General features: G+C 64.3%; 15 protein-coding genes and 1 pseudogene. 10 read left to right on the plus strand and 6 right to left on the minus strand.

Annotation, left to right across the window (positions count from 1 at the left end; translation table 11 throughout):
• The 8 genes and pseudogenes from AC5P9L_RS19225 to AC5P9L_RS19260 form a co-directional block, all read left to right on the plus strand.
• A pseudogene (locus AC5P9L_RS19225) lies at nt 1-1,470 on the plus strand (hypothetical protein); the annotation flags it as partial.
• 697 nt (nt 1,471-2,167) lie between these two features.
• Nucleotides 2,168-2,842 (plus strand): polymorphic toxin type 50 domain-containing protein, encoded by a 675-nt coding sequence (locus AC5P9L_RS19230; protein WP_146256517.1) that lies wholly within the window; start codon nt 2,168-2,170, stop codon nt 2,840-2,842.
• Nucleotides 2,843-2,847: 5 nt separating this feature from the next.
• Complete coding sequence (locus tag AC5P9L_RS19235) at nt 2,848-3,162, plus strand: MafI2 family immunity protein (RefSeq protein WP_012481530.1); 315 nt, start codon at nt 2,848-2,850, stop codon at nt 3,160-3,162.
• Nucleotides 3,163-3,359: 197 nt separating this feature from the next.
• Nucleotides 3,360-3,689 carry a hypothetical protein gene (locus tag AC5P9L_RS19240; protein WP_140416109.1) on the plus strand — a complete coding sequence of 110 codons (330 nt, stop codon included), beginning with the start codon at nt 3,360-3,362 and terminating at the stop codon, nt 3,687-3,689.
• Between the two features lie 152 nt (nt 3,690-3,841).
• A complete protein-coding gene (locus AC5P9L_RS19245) occupies nt 3,842-4,456 on the plus strand; it encodes a hemagglutinin repeat-containing protein (RefSeq protein ID WP_258391032.1) in 615 nt (204 codons plus the stop codon).
• A 100-nt stretch (nt 4,457-4,556) separates the two neighbouring features.
• Nucleotides 4,557-4,838 (plus strand): hypothetical protein, encoded by a 282-nt coding sequence (locus AC5P9L_RS19250; protein WP_227416101.1) that lies wholly within the window; start codon nt 4,557-4,559, stop codon nt 4,836-4,838.
• Between the two features lie 454 nt (nt 4,839-5,292).
• A complete protein-coding gene (locus AC5P9L_RS19255) occupies nt 5,293-5,844 on the plus strand; it encodes an HdeD family acid-resistance protein (protein ID WP_005414787.1) in 552 nt (183 codons plus the stop codon).
• Entirely contained in the window at nt 5,841-6,311 is a 471-nt protein-coding gene (locus tag AC5P9L_RS19260; protein WP_012481528.1) for a SecDF P1 head subdomain-containing protein, read from the plus strand. The genes AC5P9L_RS19255 and AC5P9L_RS19260 overlap by 4 nt, the downstream gene beginning before the upstream one ends.
• Nucleotides 6,312-6,507: 196 nt before the next feature.
• Here AC5P9L_RS19260 and AC5P9L_RS19265 read toward each other — a convergent pair whose 3' ends face one another.
• The 6 genes from AC5P9L_RS19265 to AC5P9L_RS19290 all read right to left on the minus strand — a co-directional run bounded on the left by AC5P9L_RS19265 (nt 6,508) and on the right by AC5P9L_RS19290 (nt 13,789).
• Nucleotides 6,508-8,295 carry an MFS transporter gene (locus AC5P9L_RS19265; protein WP_099485107.1) on the minus strand — a complete coding sequence of 596 codons (1,788 nt, stop codon included), beginning with the start codon at nt 8,293-8,295 and terminating at the stop codon, nt 6,508-6,510.
• A 123-nt stretch (nt 8,296-8,418) separates the two neighbouring features.
• Nucleotides 8,419-9,546 (minus strand): N-acetylglucosamine-6-phosphate deacetylase, encoded by a 1,128-nt coding sequence (nagA, locus tag AC5P9L_RS19270; protein WP_005414784.1) that lies wholly within the window; start codon nt 9,544-9,546, stop codon nt 8,419-8,421.
• A complete protein-coding gene (locus AC5P9L_RS19275) occupies nt 9,543-10,319 on the minus strand; it encodes a DeoR family transcriptional regulator (protein WP_033833750.1) in 777 nt (258 codons plus the stop codon). The genes nagA and AC5P9L_RS19275 overlap by 4 nt, the downstream gene beginning before the upstream one ends.
• A 33-nt stretch (nt 10,320-10,352) precedes the next feature.
• Nucleotides 10,353-11,687: a D-tagatose-bisphosphate aldolase, class II, non-catalytic subunit gene (locus tag AC5P9L_RS19280; RefSeq protein WP_049395701.1), complete on the minus strand. Its 1,335-nt coding sequence runs from the start codon at nt 11,685-11,687 to the stop codon at nt 10,353-10,355.
• A gap of 16 nt (nt 11,688-11,703) precedes the next feature.
• Entirely contained in the window at nt 11,704-12,642 is a 939-nt protein-coding gene (locus AC5P9L_RS19285; RefSeq protein ID WP_024958683.1) for an ROK family protein, read from the minus strand.
• On the minus strand, nt 12,635-13,789 hold the full coding sequence (locus AC5P9L_RS19290) for an SIS domain-containing protein (protein WP_005411499.1): 1,155 nt from the start codon (nt 13,787-13,789) through the stop codon (nt 12,635-12,637). The genes AC5P9L_RS19285 and AC5P9L_RS19290 overlap by 8 nt, the downstream gene beginning before the upstream one ends.
• A gap of 322 nt (nt 13,790-14,111) precedes the next feature.
• On the opposite strand from AC5P9L_RS19290, the gene AC5P9L_RS19295 reads away from it, so the two are divergent.
• Both AC5P9L_RS19295 and AC5P9L_RS19300 read left to right on the plus strand, forming a co-directional pair.
• Nucleotides 14,112-17,471 carry a TIM-barrel domain-containing protein gene (locus tag AC5P9L_RS19295; protein ID WP_262101563.1) on the plus strand — a complete coding sequence of 1,120 codons (3,360 nt, stop codon included), beginning with the start codon at nt 14,112-14,114 and terminating at the stop codon, nt 17,469-17,471.
• 133 nt (nt 17,472-17,604) lie between these two features.
• Complete coding sequence (locus tag AC5P9L_RS19300) at nt 17,605-20,580, plus strand: TonB-dependent receptor (protein ID WP_059035741.1); 2,976 nt, start codon at nt 17,605-17,607, stop codon at nt 20,578-20,580.
• Nucleotides 20,581-20,631: the final 51 nt, after the last annotated feature.

Here is a 20,631-nt window from a genome sequence, read left to right on the forward strand (position 1 = left end):
ATGGCCGCATTGGGTGGTGCGGATGCGCTGAACGGCGCGGTGAGTGCTGCCGGTGCGGAGAAGGCCAAGATCGCGATCTCGGAATTCCTCGAGAACAACAAGGGCAGCCTGAGCTGGGAGGACTACCAGTCGCTGATGGAAATCGGCAGCGCGATGGTGGGTGGGGCCCTGGGGGGAAGTACGGGCGCCAACATTGCCGTCACCGGGGATCGGTTCAATCGGCAGCTGCATCCGGATGAGGTGAAGTGGATCCGCTTCCATGCAGAGGAATTCGCCCGCGAGCAGAAGATCTCGAAGGAAGAGGCCTATCGCATCCTTCTTGTGGAAGCGGCTGCGTACGTTGACTCGAAAATACAGTCCGACCTGAGTGGAGTAGAAAACAACACTGACGCAATTGATTTCCTGCGCAAGAACCAGAACAAGTACGACTGGGGTACCGCGTTCGACAGCAGCGATCGGGACAACTTCTCTAAGTTCAGCGAAGAGCTTGGGCGCGAAACCGGCTATTTCAAAGACGTCTACACTGCCATCTCGGGAACTGCTTACGCCGCCGGATCAACCAAGGACTGGCGCTTCGAGTTCCAGGAGCCACTGCGCTACTACGGCGACGCCTCGCGCTCTCAGAAGGGCGTTGCCGTGGTCCAGGCTGGCGCAGCCGCTCTTGGCATCGGTGCGGCGGCGGCTGTTGAGTTCGGTGGCTGGTGCATCCTCAATCCGTACAGTTGCACCAAGGCCATCAGCGGAGCCGCCGATGCGGTGATGGGTGACTACGTGGGTGGTCATTCGCTTGCACCTGTGCTGCCGGCCCTGGTGGCGGCAAAGGCTGCTACCGCTGCGGAAGACACGCTTCGATTGTCGAGCAGCGCGGCAGGTGCTGAGATCGCAGGGAATGCTGCAAAGAAGGGGGGGCTGCAATCCGAGCAGATCCTGAAGTCTGTGCAGAACTCATCGACAGAAACGGCGGGCCAGGCTGCAAATAGGGCTCTGACTGCTGGGCGTGAGCTGACACCTTTGTTCAAAGATGTTGAAACAGGTCTAAACTCGATAAATCCTGTCCGCTCCAATAATCGAGGTGGAATTTTGGAGGTTGGTTTGGATCCGGATAAGGGGAAAATTGCAGTGCATGAAGGTCAGGCGGCCGTCCAGTTAGAGAATTCCTTGGGAGGGACTCTGAAGAGGACAGACCCGGTGCAGGGCAGTAAAAATCCCGACTTCGTATTTGTCAGTGGGCCCTATGCGGGGAAGACCGTGGATTTCATGTGGACAGACGGTACAAAGTCTACTCAAATAAATAAATTCTTCTCCAATAATTCAGCGCAGAATCAGCGGCAGCTGATAGATTATGTAAACAAGGCGGATATGGTTCCTCTGGATTACAGGAATCTCGCTCCTGAAAATCAGGCTTTGGTAAACTCTTGGATAAAAATGCTCACTCAGGAGCAGCAGGGTAAAATTATTATTTTGAGGTAAATTATGGCGATGTACATTTCTATTGGCGACGGGAACGGGCCGCCAGGTGCTGGCTGGTCCACTTCGGGTGGGGTGTTCGATTGCATTGTAGAGTCGACAAGGATGCTCTTTCGGCCCGACGAACAGTGCTGCCTAAGCGATATCTATGCCCCGCTGGATGAGCAGGGACAGAATTTCATTGTTCTCGACTACGTCGATGAGAGCTGCTTTAATTTGTTCTATTCGCGGTGCAGGCGGGCTATGGAAGAGTTTCCTTCCTCGGAGCGAGCGAAGATCGTTCCCGAGAGTCATATCCCAGGAATCATATGGAATTGGTCCGAAGTTCTAAGAATCATGCGGGAAGATCCTCGTTATCGGGAGTCCGCGTAAAAGACAGATGGATGTTCGAGGTGGGTTGATTGCTGCTGCTGGCACATACGGCAGGTATGTGAAACCGGATGGCACTTCATCAGTTCAGATGATTCTGGTGGCCCTGAGCGAATACAGCTGCGCGGAACCAGCAGTCGGTCGTCGAAGAACAAGAGCGGCAGCGGCGAGATCGGCTTCAGCATCTGCGGCAACCTGTCCATCATCAGTGAGCAGGACACCGACGACTACGCCAGCAAGCAGACGCAGGTCGGTGGCACCTTAGTGGCGTAGTTGCTGCAGCGGCGGCTTCAACATCACCGTGGGCGGCAACACGCACCTGGAAGGCGGCGTGATCGGCAGTACTGCCGATGCCTCGAAGAACCGCCTGGATACCGGCAGCCTGAGCGTTGTCGACATCGAGAACGAATCCCGCGCCAAGACCAGTGGCGGTGGCATCAGCAACCCGCTGGGCAGCATGGCCGGCGCAGGACTGAGCCTGCTGGGCGGTACCAAGAAGAACGACAGCACCACCACCCACTCGGATATTGCCGCTGGCACGGTGGTGGTGCGCGATGGCAATGAAAGCGCCCTGGCCGGTCTTGATCGGACCGCGACCGGCTTTGATACCGATAGTGCACTGTCGGCCGTTGACCTGCGCAAGATGCAGGAGCGCGCCGAGGTGATGCAGCTGGGCGGGCAGCTGCTGTTCAAGGGCGTGGGTGACTTGGGCGGCTACCTGAGCCAGAAGGCGGAGACCGAGGAAGGCAGGGCGATCTGGGCCGACGGCGGCAACGGCCGCGCGCTGCTGCGCGACATGTTCAATAGTGACGTGGACCCGTCTGAGCTCCTAGCTGGGGTTCATAGTGGAAAGTGCCCTGTCGTCGGGAATGGTTCACGAGGGAACCCAATTGTGGAATTTGGTCGGCCGATAGGCGTTGATGGAACAACCGGACAGGCCGTAACAAGGGGGCAGATACACTATAGTAACAATGGTGCTCATATTGTTCCGGATGCGAGGAAGTAAGCGGTATGTTTTTGAATAGGTTGCCGGATTGGCTAGTGGTGTGCTTCAGGGTGGCGCTCCTCGGTGAGATATATCAGGAGATCCGAGCCATAGCTGTAGGGTACGACGAGAAGGGGAGGGTTTTGATTCGATATTATCTTGAGCGTGACCCGACTGATCTTGATTGGGAAAGCGTAGAGGTCGTGGCGACAAATGTTGATGCAGCAAGTTCGGAGGTTGGTATTTCAAGGATCGACGTTGAATGCCTGTATGTTTCAGGCCCTCTGAGGGGCTTGCCATCACTTAGTGGTTTTGTATATGCACGCCGAGAGTTTAATTAGGGATAGGGCTCGAAGGGTCTAAAGGATGGTTCTGTGTGCAAGATTTCCATGATTCTGTGCATGATCAGCGGCGGCTGATAGATTATTTTGCAAGGTCATCGCAGGGCAATGCGAGGCTGGAAACGTTTATATGTTATATGCAATGCTGATGGCAAAATATCCTCGAGAACTTCCAAGAATAAACGTGGCGGTGGTCTGTGAGTTACGTTGAAAGGCAGGTTGAGATAATTGATTCTCTATATAGGGCGATGGATGCAAGTGCTGAGAATGGTTACACGGATGCTGCGTGTAGATTTCGCTATCTTCCAGAGGAGGATGGATCTCTTGGCATTGATTCCTCATTTTTTTACACGATCGGTGGCGTTTCCGTATCTGCATTGTTGAATGATTATGGTGATAAGGGTTGTGCTGATTTGGTTTGTGATCTCCATGATGTAATGAAGGAGCATACGGGAGGGGATTGGAGGGAGTTTGATATTGTGATTAATTCCGATAAGACTGTAACTACACAGTTTAGATATTCTTAGTGATTTTTGTTCATGCCATTAGTCTAAAATTCCCAGGATCCTTTGACTCGATGAGGAATTCTTGAAAACCAAGGTGGCAGACGCTGAAGTGAAAAATTTGGCGTAATGGCGGAGCTAGTGCTTTCGGTTGAGGGCGAGTCCGTCCTATCGGCATTGGCGCCTCCAGTTCCAGTGCCAGCCAGACCAGCCACGACCAGTCGGCGGTGGGCAGCACCATCCGCAGCCAGGGCGACGTCAGCATCGTGGCCACCGCCGGTGACCTGAGCATCATCGGCAGCCAGGTGAAGGGTGACAACGTGGCGCTGGCCGCGTGGGACAACATCACCCTGCGCAGCGAAGCGGAAGACCACACGCAGTCGTCGAAGAACAAGAGCGGCAGCGGTGAGATCGGCTTCAGCATCGGCGCGCAGACCGGTTGGTACGTGTCGGCCAGCACCGCCAAGGGCAAGGGCAGCGGCAACGGCACCACGCATGTTGAAACCGTGGTGGACGCCGACCGCAACCTGACCGTGATCAGTGGCAAGGACACCACGCTGCAGGGTGCCCAGCTGAGTGGCGACAAGGTGGTGGCCAGCATCGGCGGCAACCTGTCCATCATCAGCGAGCAGGACACCGACGACTACGCCAGCAAGCAGACCCAGGCTGACGGCACGTTTTTGTGCGGCAACGAGCGCTGGAGTGGGGGCCAACATCTGAGCTTTGTCGCCAGGCGCGGATGCCTTCAGCTCTGTTGCCAGCCAAGCCTGGCACCACCAGAGCGCTGTTGACGACCCATGGAGTGGAGTGTTGTGGGAGGTTGTTGGCAGAGTTTGGTTCGGTGAACTAAAGTTAATTAAATAAGTGGTAAGGGCTGTCAAGGGAGCGCGAGTGAAAGACAAGAATTCATTGGCTATCGATTTCTCGGAGCGAGTTGGTGTGCCCATTGATAGGCGTTATCTATCTGATTTTTTCGACGTCATGAATGCGCGCGTCAAGGGAGATGGTTCATACTTCATTATTAAGACGGACGGAGATAGGGTCGGTGCAAGGCTGACGTTCGTTTTTTGTGATCGTGCAAGGGATGTTGTGCTGAGGAGGGATACTTCCAGCATTGAGGACGGCATGATGCACATGTTTGCTGGCCTGGAAGAAGCAGGCGGCTACGTTTGATTGGTTCAAGTAGCAGATAAGCCGGCGCTTCACCTGAAGCGCGCTTGGCGTACTGGTTGGATGGCGTCCCGGCTTGTCTTGATATTGGAATGTGGGTCGTGCATATCGCTGATTCGGAGGGCCTTATCAATCCATCCCCGGGGTCATGCGGTGAATGTGGTGGTGCAGGACACACCCGGGACAACCCGCACAGCAGACTTGCATCGCAGAACTTGGCCGGCCTGGGCAGTGCGAAGAAAATGACAGCACCACCACCGGTACTCATACTGCCGCCGGCCGGGTGGTTGCGGAGTCCAAATGAGAGTCGAAGCAGGCCTTGATCTAACAGTCGCGGTGCTTGACGCTCATGTCTATTGGGGCGTCGATCCAAGACGAACCCGTCCAGAACCACCGTCATCTCCCTCTTCATCACAACGGGCTACGATGAACCCGGTTCCGTATCGAAGGAGTGGCCATGAATTCCCCCTTGTCTCCCCTGTTGTCGGCAATCGGCCGTAGCTGGTGGATCCTCCTGCTGTATGGCCTGGTCGCTCTCGGCTTCGGCATCATCGCCATCGGCTGGCCCTTGTCGGCGGCCATGGCATTGGCCTGGACGCTGGGCGTGATGGCCATCATCGAGGGCGTCATCAGCCTGTTCGCATTGATCAATGGCGGCAGCGGCGCGTCCCGCGGCTGGCTGGCGCTGTACGCCCTCGCCTCGCTGGGCTTCGGTATCCTGGCGGTGATCAATCCGCTGGCAACGGCCAGCGTGCTGGTGCTGTTCCTGGCGGCGTGGCTGCTGGTGGCCGGCATCTATCGCATCGTGTTCGCGATCCGCGTGCGCAAGCAGATCCAGGGCGAATGGTTGCTGATCCTCAGCGGCGTGCTGGCGGTGGTGCTGGGCCTGCTGTTTGCGGCGAATCCATATGCCGGCGTGGCGGTAACTACGCTGTGGATCGGTATCGGCAGCCTGCTGTACGGCCTGCTGCAGGTGCTGGTGGCATTCAAGCTGCGGAAGCTGAAGTGAGAACGGCGCTTCCGCTGTTGGTGGGCGTGGCCTTGACCCTGGCCGGCTGCATGCCGGGCGCCACGCCCGCAGTGCAGACAGTCGAGCGCCATGCACCGCGCCCCGGTGTGGATGTGCGCCTGAGCGCGGTCGATGCGGATGGCAAGGGCACGCAAGCGCAGTGGCAGGGCGAGACCCTGGCGCTGCGCGAGCCGCCGATTGCCGACAGTGCAGATATCGCCGATGTGCGCTATGTGCTGGACGCGGGCCAGGAGCCCGGCCTGCAGATCCGGTATCGGCCAGAAGCACGCCAACGCATCCACGATGGCACGGCAGCACTGGTGGGCCAGCGAGCAGCGATCAGTGTGGATGGCCGCGTGCTGATGGTGGCGACGGTGAAAGGCCCGTTCGGTGAATCGATGATGCTGAGCGGGCTGCCGAGCGTTGCCGAGGCGCAGGCGTTGGCCAGGCATATCACCGGGAAGTGATGGCAGCGGTAGAGTCGACTGTTAGTCGACTCACGCGCGCAGCGCGGCGTTCCTGGTGTTGGAGCGAAGAGCAGTCGACCAACAGTCGACTCTACCCGATCTGCGTGCCACACCCTTCGGCGTGCCATACCGTCATCGGCGTGCCATACCCCGTTGGCATGTCATGGGGTATGGCCGACGCCAGGTGCAGGCGCTGTCAGCCCCGCTTTCCCGCGAACCGTGCCTCGATCTCCTCCAGCGACTTGCCCTTGGTCTCCGGCAGCCAGAACGCGGCTACCAGGAAGAACACGAAGGTGCACGCCGCCCAGAACACGAACATGCTGGCGTAGCCGTAGTGGCCCACCGTGGGCAGGAAGATGGCGGCGATGGTGGTGGACACGAACTGGTTGATCAGCAGCGCGATGCTCATGCCATTGGAACGGATGCGGTTCGGCATCAGCTCCGACAGTGCCAGCCACACGCATACGCCGGGGCCGACCGCGAAGAACGCGACGAACACCAGGATGCAGGCGGCCACGGCCCAGCCGTGTGCCGGTGGCGGCACCGGGCCGATGCGCGCCTGTTCGATGCGCAGCGGCGCCTGCGCGGCACTGGCCGGGTCGGCGAACGGGTTCAGATGCAGCTTGCGGAAGAACGCACCAATCACACTGTCGGGCTGCACGGTGCCGGCGCGCTCGATGCGCAGCTCGCGATCGGTCAGGTTGTCGCTGCGCAGGGCGCGCACGTTGGTAAAGTCACCATACGCGTACGACACGGTCAGCTGCATCGGTCGGCCCTGGCTGTCGATGCCATTGCTCAGGCGCTGCCACTGCGCGTCATCCAGAACCAGTTGCAGGCCATCGCCGCTGACCGCCGCCTGCAGCTGCGGTTGCACATCGGCGCGGCCACGCTCGGCCTGGAAGAACAGCGCGGCCGCGGCCAGCAGGGCCACGCAGATGCCACCACTGCCGAGCATCAGCAGGAACTTGCGGCCCTTGCGGTCGACCAGCAGCAACGCGACCACGGTCATCACCGCATTGAGCAGCTTGATCGCCACGTCGGCGCCGTTGGCCACTGAACCGGACAGGCCGGCCTGGTTGAGGATGTTGACCGCGTAGGCCAGCACCGAATTGATGCCGGTGGCCTGGGTGCAGGCCAGCACCACGCAGGCGAGCAGGAACGGCACCACGTAGCGGCGGCTGAGCAGTGGATCGCGCTTGCCGTCCCTGCTGCTCGATTCCGGCGCCTGGATCTGGGCCAGCGTGGGCTCGACATCTGCGGCGGGCAGGACGCGCTGGAGGCTGCGGCGGGCTTCATCGATGCGACCCCGCCGCACCAGCCAGCGTGGTGACTCGGACAGCCAGAAGATGCCGGCGCAGAACAGCAGGCCCGGCGCCAGGCAGGTCCAGAAGATGGTGCGCCAGGCGTGGTCCTTCACCGTGAACAGTTCCTGCGCCTGCTGCGCGACCGGCAGCGAACGCACGGCTTCGGCGGCGGCATCGACGGCGTGGGCGTGGTACAGGCCGATCAGGGCTGCCAGCACCAGGCCAACGGTCAGCAGCAGCTGGAACATGGCCGCGCCGCGCCCACGCCGCTCGGGGCTGAGCACTTCGGCCAGGTACAGCGGAATCACTACGCCGATCAAACCGCCACTGATGCCCTGCAGGAGGCGCCCCAGCAGCAGCGGCGTGTAGCCGGAGGCCAGTGCCATGATCGGAATCGAGGCGGTGAACAGCAGGCCGGCCAGCAGCATCGCGCCGCGACGGCCGATCAGGTCGGCAACCATGCCGGCGAACAGCGAGGACAGCACGCTGCCCAGCAGTACCGCTGCCACCACGAAGCCGAGCTGCTGGCTGCTGAGCTGCCAGGCGTGGCTGGCAGTTGCTTCAAGATAGGGCAGGGCGCCGGCGATGATGCCGATGTCGATGCCGTACAGCAGGCCACCCAGGCCGCCGATGAAGAGCAGGTAGCGTACGGGCCAGCGCGGAGCGGTGCGTGCAGTCATCGGCATATCCCAGAAGGTGTTTCGGTGCGGATCGCTTTCTGTAGAGTCGAGCCATGCTCGACTGACCGCGCATGGCGCGGCAGAGCAGTCGAGCATGGCTCGACTCTACGAAGGCACGGTGCGTCAGGCTGGTGTTGCGTTCAAATCGACCATGCGCCCACCCACCACCACCTGCTGCAGGCGCAGTTCGGCGTCCAGCGCTACCAGGTCGGCGCGGGCGTCGGGCGCGATGCGGCCGCGATCGCCCAGGCCCAGGTAGTCGGCCGGGAAGGTGGAGACACGTTGCGAGGCATCGGCCAGCTCCAGGCCCACCTGCACCAGGTTGCGCAGCGCCTGGTCCATGGTCAGCGCGCTGCCGGCCAGTGAACCGGTAGCCAGGCGCACGCAGCCGCCGCACTTGTGCACGCGCTGCTCGCCCAGTGCGTACTCGCCGTCGGGCATGCCGGTGGCGGCAGTCGCGTCGGTCACTGCGTACAGGCGCGGGATCGCACGCGCGGCCAGGCGGATCACGCCGGGATGGATGTGCTGCAGGTCGGGAATGATTTCGGCGTACTGCGCATGCGCGAGTGCCGCCGCCGCGATGCCCGGGCGATAGTGATCGACGCCGGTCATGCCGTTGAACAGATGGGTGAAGCCGGAGGCACCGGCCTGCAGCGCAGCAACACCTTCTTCGTAGGTACCGGCGCTGTGGCCGAGCTGCACGCGGATGCCCATTGCCGAAAGCGCGGGAATCAGCGCGGTGTGCTCGCCGATCTCCGGCGCCAGCGTCATCACACGGATCGGCGCCAGCGCGTGCAGCCGCTGTACCAGCGCCAGCGTCGCCTCGATGGTGCGGTTGGGCTGCGCGCCCAGCCGCTGCGGGCTGATGAACGGCCCTTCCAGATGTACGCCGACGATGCTGGCGGCGTCTGCATCGGGTGCGGCCATGGTGGCGGCCACGCCGTGCAGCGCGTGCTCGATCTCATCCAGGCCGGCGGTCATGGTGGTCGCCAGCAGCGTGGTGGTACCGAAGCGCAGATGGGTGCGGGCGATGGTGCGCGCCACGTCGCCGCCCTGCATCAGGTCCACCCCTGCAGCGCCGTGCACATGCAGGTCGATGAAGCCGGGCAGGATCACCGGCAGCTGCAGATCGTCAGCGCCGCTGTGGTCGTCCACCTGCAGCTGGCGCACGTGCGAATCGAAGTGGACGTGGCCACGCCGCCAACCCAGCGGGGTGAGGATGCGGCCATGCAGGGAACGGGTGTCGCTCATGCGGTGGGCTCGGCGATGATCACCTCGATGCCCAACCGCTGCAGTCCCTCGCGGGACGCGTCGTCGATGCCGGCATCGGTGATGATGGTGTGGATCTGATCCAGCAGGGCGATGCGGTGCAGGCTGACGCGCCCGAACTTGGAGGCGTCGGTCAGCACCACGATACGGCGTGCACGCTCGACCATGCGATGGTTGAGGCGGGCTTCGGCTTCGTCATGGGTGGTCAACCCGAACTGCAGGTCCAGGCCATCCACGCCCAGGAACAGCGTGTCGAAGCTGTAGGAGTTGAGGCTGGCTTCGGCCTGGCTGCCCTGCAGCGACAGCGACTGCTGGCGCAGCAGGCCGCCGGTCAGCAGCACGTTGATGCCGGCCGCGTTGGCCAGTTCCCAGGCGATGTTCAGCCCGTTGGTCATCACCGTCACGTCGCGCTGCGTGCGCAGGTGGCGGGCCAGGGTCATCGTGGTCGAGCCGGAGTCGATGATGATGTTGTCACCAGGCCGTACCAGGCGCGCGGCACACGCGCCGATCGATTCCTTCAGCGGCAGGTTCAGTGCGTCCTTTTCGTGGATGTCCTGTTCCTGCGGCGGCGTGCGCACCAGCGTGGCGCCACCGTGGGTACGGTTGGCCAGGCCCTGCGATTCGAAATGGGTCAGGTCGGCACGGATGGTCACCGCCGACACGCCGAAGCGCTCGACCAGATCGGCCACCTGCACCGAGCCGTGCTCGATCAGCAGCTGCAGGATCTGTTGCCGGCGGGAGCGGGTGTTGCGCATGGCCATTCTCGGTGTCGCGGGGAAAGGTAGAGATTAGCCGTTCGCAGCAACGGCGGCAGCCGAACCTGCGTGGTGAGTGCGGGTTCCGGCCTGGTTGGCGCTGCAGGCACGGGCGTACTCACCCAGGCACAGGCCGATACGGTGCTGCACCAGTGCGGTGGGGGTGTTGGCCAGGGCGCCTTCGCGCACGGCGCGGTACTGTTCCGGCAGGTACTGGCTGAGCAGCACCAGCGGCGGCGCGTGCTGTTCCAGGTTGGCGAACAGGGTCTGCACCGCCTGTACCAGGGCCGGCTCGCCCCAGTAGTAGCGGCAGCGGTCGCTGAAGGAGTAACTGCGCAGCAGGCGCAGCGCTGCCTCATCGCCCTGGTAGTAGGACTGCCAGTACTTCGGCTGCGCCACCATCACCTCGTCCAGTACCTGCGGCAGGCGCGAGCATTGTGCGGCCGGCAGCAGTTCGGCCTCGATCGCGGCCAGCGCGAACAGCGCTTCGCGGTAGGCGAAGGTCGCCGCCGGGCCGACCTTGAGGATGGCGAAGTGGTCGCGCACCAGCGCGTGCAGGCCGCTTTCGCGCTGGTAGTCGGTGGAGTGCGCCTCGAACACGATGCGTGGCTGCTGTTCCAGGAAGTCGGCCAGCGTGCTGGCGGCGGCCGGGTCGTACTCGTGCACGCTGCTGTGGTCGAAGTCGACGCCCGGCTGCACCACCATCGCGATCACGCGCTGCCACGCATCACGCAGCTGCGGCGTGTCGAACGCCTGCTGGTGGATGGCCAGGGTCTGCGCGGCGGCGGCCGGCGTGGTCACCTGCAGTCCCTCGGCAAGCGAGGCTTCTCCACCGGGAATCGGCACCTCGGTACCGATCACGTAGACCGGCGGCGGCAGGCCGTGTTCGGCGGCGGTGCGTTCGGCGATCTCGGCCAGCTCGGCCGAGCGTGCGGCAACGATGGCATCGGGCAGCGGCACCGGGTCATCGGCGCAGGACATGCTGCAGTCGAGATGGATCTTGTGGAAACCGGCGGCGACGTAGGCTTCGATCAGCACGCGCGCGTGGGTCATCGCTTCGGCAGCCGGGCGCTTCTGCCAGGCATTCGGGCCAAGATGGTCACCGCCGAGGATCAGCCGCTCGCGCGGGAAGCCTTCCTCATCGGCCAGGGTACCGACGTAGTCGCGGTACTGCGGCGGGGTCATGCCGGTATAGCCGCCGAACTGATCGACCTGGTTGGAGGTGGCCTCGACCAGCAGCACGGTGCCGTGTGCCAGCGCCACGTGCATGGCCGCGCGCAGCACCTGCTCGTTGCTGCAGCAGACGCTGTACAGGCCGACGTTGGCACCGGCGCGGTGGGAGGCAAGCAGGGTCTGCAACGGGGACATGGTCAGGCTCCGGACATCAGGAAAACGAGGGTTGGCAGGCGAGCAGGGCGGCACCACGTGCGCCACCGGCATCGCCGAAGCGCGGCGGCACGATCGGCGGTACCTGCACGCCGTTGAACAGATGGGCAGCGATGGCCGACGGCAGCTGCTGGTACAGCGGCGCGTACTGCGAGAGACCACCGCCGAGCACGATCACGTGCGGGTCCAGCGCCAGCACCAGCGCGGCCAGGCTGTGGCCAAGCAGATCGCGGTGGATGTCCAACGCCTTGCGCGCACGTGCATCGCCGGCTTCGGCCAGGGCGATCACGGCGCTGGCGTCGGCGGCGCTGCCACCGAGGTGGCGCTCGATCATCGCCACACCGCTGCCGGACACATAGCGCTCCACGCAGCCCTGCAGGCCGCAGCCGCAGTCCAGCAGCGGCAGGCCGTGGCGCTGCAGCAGGTGGCCGGGCACGCTCCAGTGGCCCCATTCGCCGGCCAGGCCGTTGAAGCCGGACAGCAGCCGGCCGTGCAGGCAGAAGCCGCCGCCGGCACCAGTGCCGAGGATGGCGCCGAACATGCTGGGGTAGCCGTCAGCCGCGCCGCCGTGCGCTTCAGACAGGGCAAAGCACTGCAGATCGTTGCCGAAGTGGAGCGGGCGCTGCAGGCGTGCCTGCAGATCCTGCGCCACGCATTGGCCGGTCAGTGCAGGCACGTTCGCGCTGAGCTGGCGGCCGCTGCGGCGGTCACGCACGCCGGGCAGGGCGATGCCGATGGCCGCATCGCTGCGGCCGAGGGCGGCGTCCGCCTCGGCCACCAGCGCCACCACCGCCTGCAGGAAGCCGTCGTAGTCACCCTGTGGGGTGGCCACGCGGCGGCGCCAGGTGACCTGCATCGCCGCATCGCACGCCACCAGCTCGATCTTGGTGCCGCCGATGTCGATGCCGTAGCAGGCGTGGGCGATCAGCTCAGCCATGGTGGATGGTGACGCCCTTGACGACGCGGTTGACGGTGCCATCCGGGAACGGGTTGTCCGGGGTCAGGCCAAGCGCGGCCGAGCGCTGCAGCGCGAACAGCTGCGCGAAGCCCAGCCACACCGGCGCCAGCCACGGGTCGTCCAGTGCCGGCACGGTGAGGGTGTATTCGTCATCGGCGCCGATGTCCGAATGCGGGCCGATCGCCAGCACCTGGCCGGCCACGCCGTCGCGGCGCAGTTCTTCCAGCAGGTCCTGTTCGTAGCGGCGCGCCAGCGGCTGCACGCTGCGCAGCACCACCACCAGGGTGTTGCCATCCAGCGTCGACTTCGGCCCATGACGGAAGCCCAGCGGGGTGTTGGCCAGCGCCAGCACGCGGCCAGCGGTCAGTTCCAGCACCTTCAGCGCGCACTCGCGTGCCAGCGCTTCCAGCGGGCCGCTGCCGAGGTAGATGATGCGGTTGAACGGGCGCTGCGCCAGCGCCGCCACCGGTGCGTCCCACTGCGCCTGGCCTTCGCGGGCCAGCGCGGCGATCTGCTTCAGGCGCGCCACGCGCGCATCCCACGGCGAACGATCGAACACGGTCAGCGCGGCCAGCAGCATGCAGGTCAGGCTGCTGGTCATGGCGAAGGCGCGGTCGCAGCTGGCCGACGGCATCAGCAGGGTGCAGGTATCGGCACGGCCGGCCCCACGGCGGGCCAGTTCGCCATCGGCGTTGCAGGTGATGTCGAGGAAGCGCGCGTCATCCACGTCGCTGCGCACGCGGTCAACCGCCGCCACGCTTTCCGGGCTGGAGCCGCTGCGGCCGAACGAGACCAGCAGGGTCGGGCGGTCGCGCTGCAGGTACAGCGCCGGGTGGGTCAGCAGGCTGGTGGTGTGCACCACGCGCACATCGGCTGGCCACTGCGCGTTGATCGCGTCGGCCACCATTTCGGCGATGAAGCCGGAGCTGCCGGCGCCGGTGAACAGCACGCGCTGGTTGGGATCGTTGAGGCTGTCGCCGAGGAAGGCCTGCAGGCGGTCGCGGGCACGCGACAGGTCCTGTGCAAGGGCTTCCCACAGCGCAGGCTGCTGGGCGATTTCGGTAGCGGTATCGGCTCCGCCAAGGCGCTGCCAGGCGGACACATCGGAAAGCAGGGTGACGTCCATTCGGAGGTTCCAGTTGGGCCAGCGCACCATCTGCGTTTTCTTTCGAAATGTCAAATAGCGAAAGTAAAAAGAAAGAAAATGTGACGCCGACTTCGCTCTGCCCGGAGCACGTCGGAAAACGCAAGAATCCGCCGGATGCCGTATCGCACAATGCTTAACAGGCGTGTGCAAGCGATTACACAAAGTATTGCGGCGCAACAACTTTCGTTTCAATGGAATATATCTTCCTTTTTCCTTTCAATTTGTTGACATCTTTCGAATCGCTGCCCTAGAGTCGGCCCAATCGCTTTCGAAACGCCCGGTGAACGGGTTGGGAGTCCGCGTGGAAAACTGCGTTCGTCGCTCGCCGCTGATGCTGGCCCTGTTGCCGGCATTGATGCTGGCGTCCATGCCGGCCCAGGCCGAGCCGGTCGGCAACCTGCGTTCGGTTGCCGCCAGCGCCAGCGGCGACGGCGTGCAGGGCTGGGACCTGCAGACCGACAAGGGCGCGCGCATCCGCATCGAACTGCCGGCCACCGACATCATCCGCGTGCAGGCCGGCCGCAACGGCACGCTGACCGGTGCCGGCGACAAGGCCGCACCGATCGTGCTGCCGCAGCCCAAGGCGAACGTGAAGGCGCAGCTGGAAGAAGACGCACAGGAAATCCGCGTGCGCACCGATGCACTGATCCTGCATGTACAGCGGCAGCCGCTGCGCATGCGCCTGGAACGCCTGGACAACGGCCAGCCCACCGCGCTGTGGCAGGAACTGCAGCCGCTGGACCTGGATGCCACGCAGAGCGTGCAGGTGCTGTCCTCGCAGGCTGATGAAGGCTATTTCGGTGGCGGCCAGCAGAACGGCCGTTACCAGTTCAAGGGCCGCGAGCTGGACGTGTCCTACTCCGGCGGCTGGGAAGAGGGCGACCGCCCCAGCCCTGCACCGATGCTGCTGAGCAGCCGTGGCTGGGGCATGCTGCGCAACACCTGGAGCGATGGCAGCTACGATCTGCGCGAGGCCGACCAGGCCACGCTGCTGCACCGCGAAGACCGCTTCGATGCCTATTACTTCGTCGGCGCCGACCTGCCGAAACTGATCGAGCGCTACACCCAGCTGACCGGCCGCCCGAACATGGTCGCGCGCTGGGCGCTGTCCTACGGCGATGCCGATTGCTACAACGACGGTGACAATGCCAAGAAGCCCGGCACCGTGCCCGAAGGCTGGAGTGACGGCCCGACCGGCACCACGCCGGATGTGATCGACTCGGTGGCCAAGCAGTACCGCGCCCACGACATGCCCGGTGGCTGGATCCTGCCCAACGATGGCTACGGCTGCGGTTACAAGAAGCTGCCGGAAACCGTGCAGGGCTTGGCCAAGTACGGCTTCCGCACCGGTCTGTGGACCGAGAACGGCGTCGACAAGATCGCCTGGGAAGTGGGCAAGGCCGGCAGCCGCGTGCAGAAGCTGGACGTGGCCTGGACCGGCAAGGGCTACCAGTTCGCGATGGACGCCAACCGTCAGGCGTTCAACGGCATCCTCGACAGTTCCGATTCGCGCCCGTTCCTGTGGACGGTGATGGGCTGGGCCGGCATCCAGCGCTACGCCGTAGCGTGGACCGGCGACCAGAGCAGCAGCTGGGATTACATCCGCTGGCACGTGCCAACCCTGGTCGGTTCGGGCCTGTCCGGCATGGCCTACGCCAGTGGCGATGTGGATGCGATCTTCGGCGGCAGCGCCGAAACCTTCACCCGCGACCTGCAGTGGAAAGCCTTCACCCCGGTGCTGATGGGCATGAGCGGCTGGTCGTCGAACGCACGCAAGCACCCGTGGTGGTACGACGAGCCCTATCGCAGCATCAACCGCGATTACCTGAAGTTGAAGATGCGCCTGACCCCGTACATGTACGGGCTGGTGCACGAGTCTGCGCAGACCGGTGCACCGCCGGTGCGCGGCCTGATGTGGGACAACCCGCGCGATCCGCATGCGCAGGATGAAACCTACAAGTACCAGTTCCTGCTCGGCCGCGACCTGCTGGTGGCGCCGGTGTACCGCAGCCAGGCCGCCAGCCGTGGCTGGCGCCGCGACATCCACCTGCCGGCCGGCGGCTGGATCGACTACTGGGATGGCCGCCGCGTGCAGGCCGGCGCCGACGGCCGCCAGCTCGACCGCCAGGTGGACCTGGCCACGTTGCCGGTGTTCGTGCGTGCCGGTGCGATCCTGCCGATGTACCCGTCGATGCTGTTCGACGGCGAGAAGCCGCTGGATGAAGTGACGTTCGACCTGTACCCGCAGGGCGAGTCGCAGTACACGCTGTACGAAGACGATGGCAACACGCGCCGCTACCAGCAGGGTGAGTCGAGCACGCAGGTAATCCGCGTGCAGGCGCCGGTGCAGGGCAGTGGCCCGGTGCAGGTGCAGATCGATCCGGTGCAGGGCCAGTACAACGGCCAGCTGGCGCAGCGCCGTTATGGCCTGCGCGTGCTCAGCCGCCAGGCGCCGCGTGCGGTGCAGGCCGGTGGCCGCGCGTTGCCGGCGCTGGCCGATGCGGCGGCGTTCAACGGTGCGGCTGAAGGCTGGTACTTCGATGCCAAGGAGCGCCGTGGCACGCTGCACGTGCGTACCGCTACCCAGGACATCCGCCAGCCGCTGCAACTGCAGCTGGACTTCGCGGTGGCCGCTGCGGCCACCGACGATGCCTATCCGGCCGCGCCGGTGCTGGGCCGCGAACTGCCGGCCGACAGCCTGCTGGTGGTCAACCGCCCGGCCGAAGAGCCTGGCCATGCGCTGGAAAATGCCTTCGACGACGATCCGGCCACCTGGTTCCGCAGTGTGCGCAACCAGGCCGTGCGCACCGGTGCGCATGAGTGGGTGATCGGCTTCGGTGAGCGCAGGATGATCGACGGCATCGACATCGCGCCGCGCAACGACAAGAACTGGAAGCACGGCCAGGTGCGCGACTACGAGGTGTACCTGGGCGACAGCAATGGCGAGTGGGGCGAGCCGATCGCACGTGGCCGCCTGCAGTTGAAGGAGGGCGTGCAGCGCATCGCGTTCCCGGCCCATGCCGGGCGCCTGCTGCGCTTCCGCGTGCTGAGCGTGCAGAACCCCGAAGGCGACGGCGCCAGCAGCACCGACCCGATGGTCACCGCCGCACAGGGCAGCGCCCGCGCATTCGATGCACTGCAGCCACGCGACGTCGGCCCGATCGCCTTGTCCACCTTCCACATCCTCGAACACCAGGAACCGGAGCGACCGGCCCGGCAGCGCTATCTCTCCGAGCTGCCGGTGCCGGCCGCGCTGGCCAGCCAGGTGCGCACCGACCAGTCCTTCCGTGGCGACGCCGGCATGCGCATGAACGGCCTGCAGTTCCGCCGTGGCCTGGGCGTCGGCGCCAACAGCCGCATCGACCTGCGCCTGCAGGGCGGCTGGCACCTGCTGCGTGCCGACCTCGGCATCGACGACGCCTGCCGCACCGCCGGTGGCCTGCAGTTCCAGGTCTGGGGTGACAACCGCCTGTTGTATGACAGCGGCCTGGTGAAGGCACCCGGCGTGGTCAAGCCGGAGCTGGACATCCGAGGCCTTTCCACCCTGAGCCTGCGCACGCTGGGTGCGCAGGGCAGTCAACCCGCCCAGGTCTGCGCCAACTGGGCCAATGCCGTACTGATCGGCCAGGAGGGCGACTCCGCCAGCATCGTCGCCCCATGACCCCCTCGTAACACCGCTCCTCCCCCCGCCCATTCCGACTACGGCCCTCGTGGCCGTGGCCCGGGAGCGTTTTGCCCGCCGAACGCCCACGCGCTCACTTATTGCGCTGCACCCCTGCCAGGAGAGAACCCCGATGTTGCCCGCCCGCCACCACCGCCCCCCCTGTCGTTCGATCGCTCCGCTGTCGCTGGCCATCGCCGGCGTGCTGCTGTCGGTCGCCGTTCCTGCCTTCGCCCAGGAGAGCAAGGACAAGGCCACCGACCTGGCCCGCATCGAGGTCACCGGTTCCAACATCCGCCGCACCGACGTGGAAACCGCCTCGCCGGTGCAGGTGATCAGCAAGCAGGACATCCAGAACATGGGGGCGCGCACGCTGCTGCAGGTGCTCGACAACCTGCCGGCCGCCCGCCCGGCGCAGCAGGACGCGCGTTCGCTGTTCACCGGTTCCGATGGTGCCTCGCAGGCCAATCTGCGTGGCCTTGGTGCCCAGGGCACGCTGGTGCTGCTGAACGGTCGCCGCCTGTCGTACTACGGTGCACCGGCCGGCTTCCAGACCCAGTTCGTCAACATCGATGCGATTCCGGCCGCGGCCATCGAGCGCATGGAAGTGCTGACCGACGGCGCCTCGGCGGTGTACGGCACCGACGCGGTGGCCGGCGTGATCAACGTGATCACCAAGCGCAACTTCCAGGGGGCCGAGGTCAGCTTCACCAACGACACCTCTTCGCGCATCGACTCCTACGGCGAACGCCAGGCCAGCATCACCGCCGGCTTCGGTGACCTGGCCGAGAACCGCTTCAACATCTACGGCGCGGTGAACATGTACCGCCGCGACGCGATCCCGCTGAGCGATTTCTACGACAAGCGGCCCGACCAGTACTACGTCAACAATCCGAACTACCTCAACAACCTGCGCCTGGGCGTGGGCAGCAAGCCGGGTGAATTCAATCCGGGCACTTACTTCGCCTTCGATCCAGTCACCGGCCGCCGTGTGCAGGAAGCTGCGCCGGGTTGCAGGAACGTGCTGACCAGTGAAGCGGCCGGTCCGCGTTGCGTCTGGGAAACCTGGATGAACAACGAGATCGACGCCGGTGCCAAGTCCGAGCGCAACACCGCCTACCTCAACGGCACCTTCCTGGTCGGTGACAGCACCGAGATCTTCGCCGAGGCGACCTACACCGACATCGACCTGCGCGCCAACGGCGGCACGCCGCGCACCTACGGCACCACCACCGGCAACCCGACCAGCTGGTTCTCGCGCAATACCGGCAACACCGTCAACCAGTTCCTGTACCCGTTCCTGGGCCCGAACAACGAGTACAACCACGCCAGCCCGCAGATGAAGGCGATGATGGGCGGTGTGGTCGGCCTGAATTACCTGCTGCAGGATGCCGGCCCGAACTATTTCGGCCAGCGCAATACCGACAAGAGCTACCGCGTGCTGGCCGGTGCGCGTGGCAACCGGGGCGACTGGAACTGGGAAACCGCGTTCGCCAGCGCCGGCACCCACTCCACCACCTACCAGACGATCAACGTCAACACCAAGGGCTTCGAAAAGGCCTTCGGCCCGTACACGATCGATCCGGGCACCGGCCGCGTGATCATCTCCGACCATCCGGCGTACAAGTTCGGCGAGATCAGCGAAGCCAACGCCGCGCTGATCCGTGAAGCGTTCCCGACCTTCGACATCCAGTCGTGGACCCGCCTGCACACCCTCGACGGCAAGATCGAAGGCCCGCTGTTCCAGCTGCCGGCCGGTGAGATGCGGGCGGCATTCGGCTTCAACGCCAGCCGCGAAACCTTCTACACTCCGGGCAACGTCGACGCCGCCAACGGTCTGATCACCCAGCAGGGCGGTTCCTGGTTTGACGGCAAGCGCAACACCTACGCGCTGTTCGCCGAAACCGTGGCGCCGATCACCGACAAGCTGGAACTGGATGCGGCGGTGCGCGTGGACAAGTACCCGAACTTCAGCGCCAACGTGGCACCGAAGATCGGCTTCAAGTACCAGGCGTTCGACCAGCTGATGCTGCGCGGTACCTACTCCACCGGCTTCCGTGCACCGAGCCTGGCCGAGTCCGGCAATGGCGGCGTGTTCGCCCAGCTGGGCGGCTTCCGCGACGAGCTGCGCTGCAACGAGACCAACGCCATCGCCAACCTGTTGCTGAAGTCGCAGCGGCCGGGTGATGTCGACCTCGGCAAGAACATGCTGAACGTCGACTGCAGCCGCACCGTGGCCCGCATGACCCAGCCGAACAAGGACCTGAAGCCGGAGAAGGCGAAGATCGCCACCCTCGGCTTCGTCTACGAGCCGGCGAGCTGGCTGTCGGTGTCGGCCGACTACTGGTTCATCTACCGCAACAACGAAATCGTCGCGCCGGACTATCGCCGCATGGAAGACATCATCTCGATGTCGCGCTCGCCGATCACCGACAGCGACCGCGCCAACCTGGCGCAGCTGGCGGCCATGTGTGCCGACCCGGCCAGTGGCGTGAGCTGCCCATCGGTGCTGCCGGGCTATTCGGCCGGCAACGTGGCCAGCGTGGTGGGCCAGTACAAGAACCGTGGCAAGACCCTGATCGACGGCTTCGACATCGATGCGCGCAGCCGCTTCTCGCTGGGCGACTGGGGCAACCTGAATATCGGCCTGGCCGCCACCATCGCCAACCGCAACCGCTTCTACATGGACGCGGAGAACGGCTGGTACTACGGCGACGTGGTGGGCTACTACAACAACCCGCGCCTGCGTGCCACGCTCAATGCCGACTGGACCTACAAGCAGGTGACCACCAGCATGTTCGTCAACTACGTGGGCGGCACCAAGTGGGCCACCGACCAGGTTGATGAGGTGAGCAACAACAAGGAAACCTGCACCGGCGGCTACCTGGCCCTGCAGAAGAGCAAGTGCGATGGTGCGCCGTCGTGGTGGACTGCCAACATGAGTGTCACCTGGCGCCCGGATGATGCGTGGAACCTGAGCTTCACTGTCAAGAACCTGTTCAACCGCCTGCCGTTCTACGATCCGAACAGCTTCCTGCGTGACTCCAGTGACTACGCCACCATCTTCGGTCGTGGTTACAGTGTGACCATCGGCTACCGTTTCAAGTAATTCCGTTTGCGTGACCCGGCGGGCCGGCTACGGCCGGCTCGCTGCCAAGAG

It is taken from the genome of Stenotrophomonas sp. YJH_SMC_64 (genome assembly GCF_059371375.1).

Coding starts and splice junctions, on each gene's coding strand:
- nagA (WP_005414784.1), bottom strand. CDS start 9,546: ATGAGCGACACCCGTTCCCTGCATGGCCGCATCCTCACCCCGCTGGGT.
- AC5P9L_RS19255 (WP_005414787.1), top strand. CDS start 5,293: ATGAATTCCCCCTTGTCTCCCCTGTTGTCGGCAATCGGCCGTAGCTGG.
- AC5P9L_RS19265 (WP_099485107.1), bottom strand. CDS start 8,295: ATGACTGCACGCACCGCTCCGCGCTGGCCCGTACGCTACCTGCTCTTC.
- AC5P9L_RS19290 (WP_005411499.1), bottom strand. CDS start 13,789: ATGGACGTCACCCTGCTTTCCGATGTGTCCGCCTGGCAGCGCCTTGGC.
- AC5P9L_RS19275 (WP_033833750.1), bottom strand. CDS start 10,319: ATGCGCAACACCCGCTCCCGCCGGCAACAGATCCTGCAGCTGCTGATC.
- AC5P9L_RS19285 (WP_024958683.1), bottom strand. CDS start 12,642: ATGGCTGAGCTGATCGCCCACGCCTGCTACGGCATCGACATCGGCGGC.
- AC5P9L_RS19280 (WP_049395701.1), bottom strand. CDS start 11,687: ATGTCCCCGTTGCAGACCCTGCTTGCCTCCCACCGCGCCGGTGCCAAC.
- AC5P9L_RS19300 (WP_059035741.1), top strand. CDS start 17,605: ATGTTGCCCGCCCGCCACCACCGCCCCCCCTGTCGTTCGATCGCTCCG.
- AC5P9L_RS19235 (WP_012481530.1), top strand. CDS start 2,848: ATGTTTTTGAATAGGTTGCCGGATTGGCTAGTGGTGTGCTTCAGGGTG.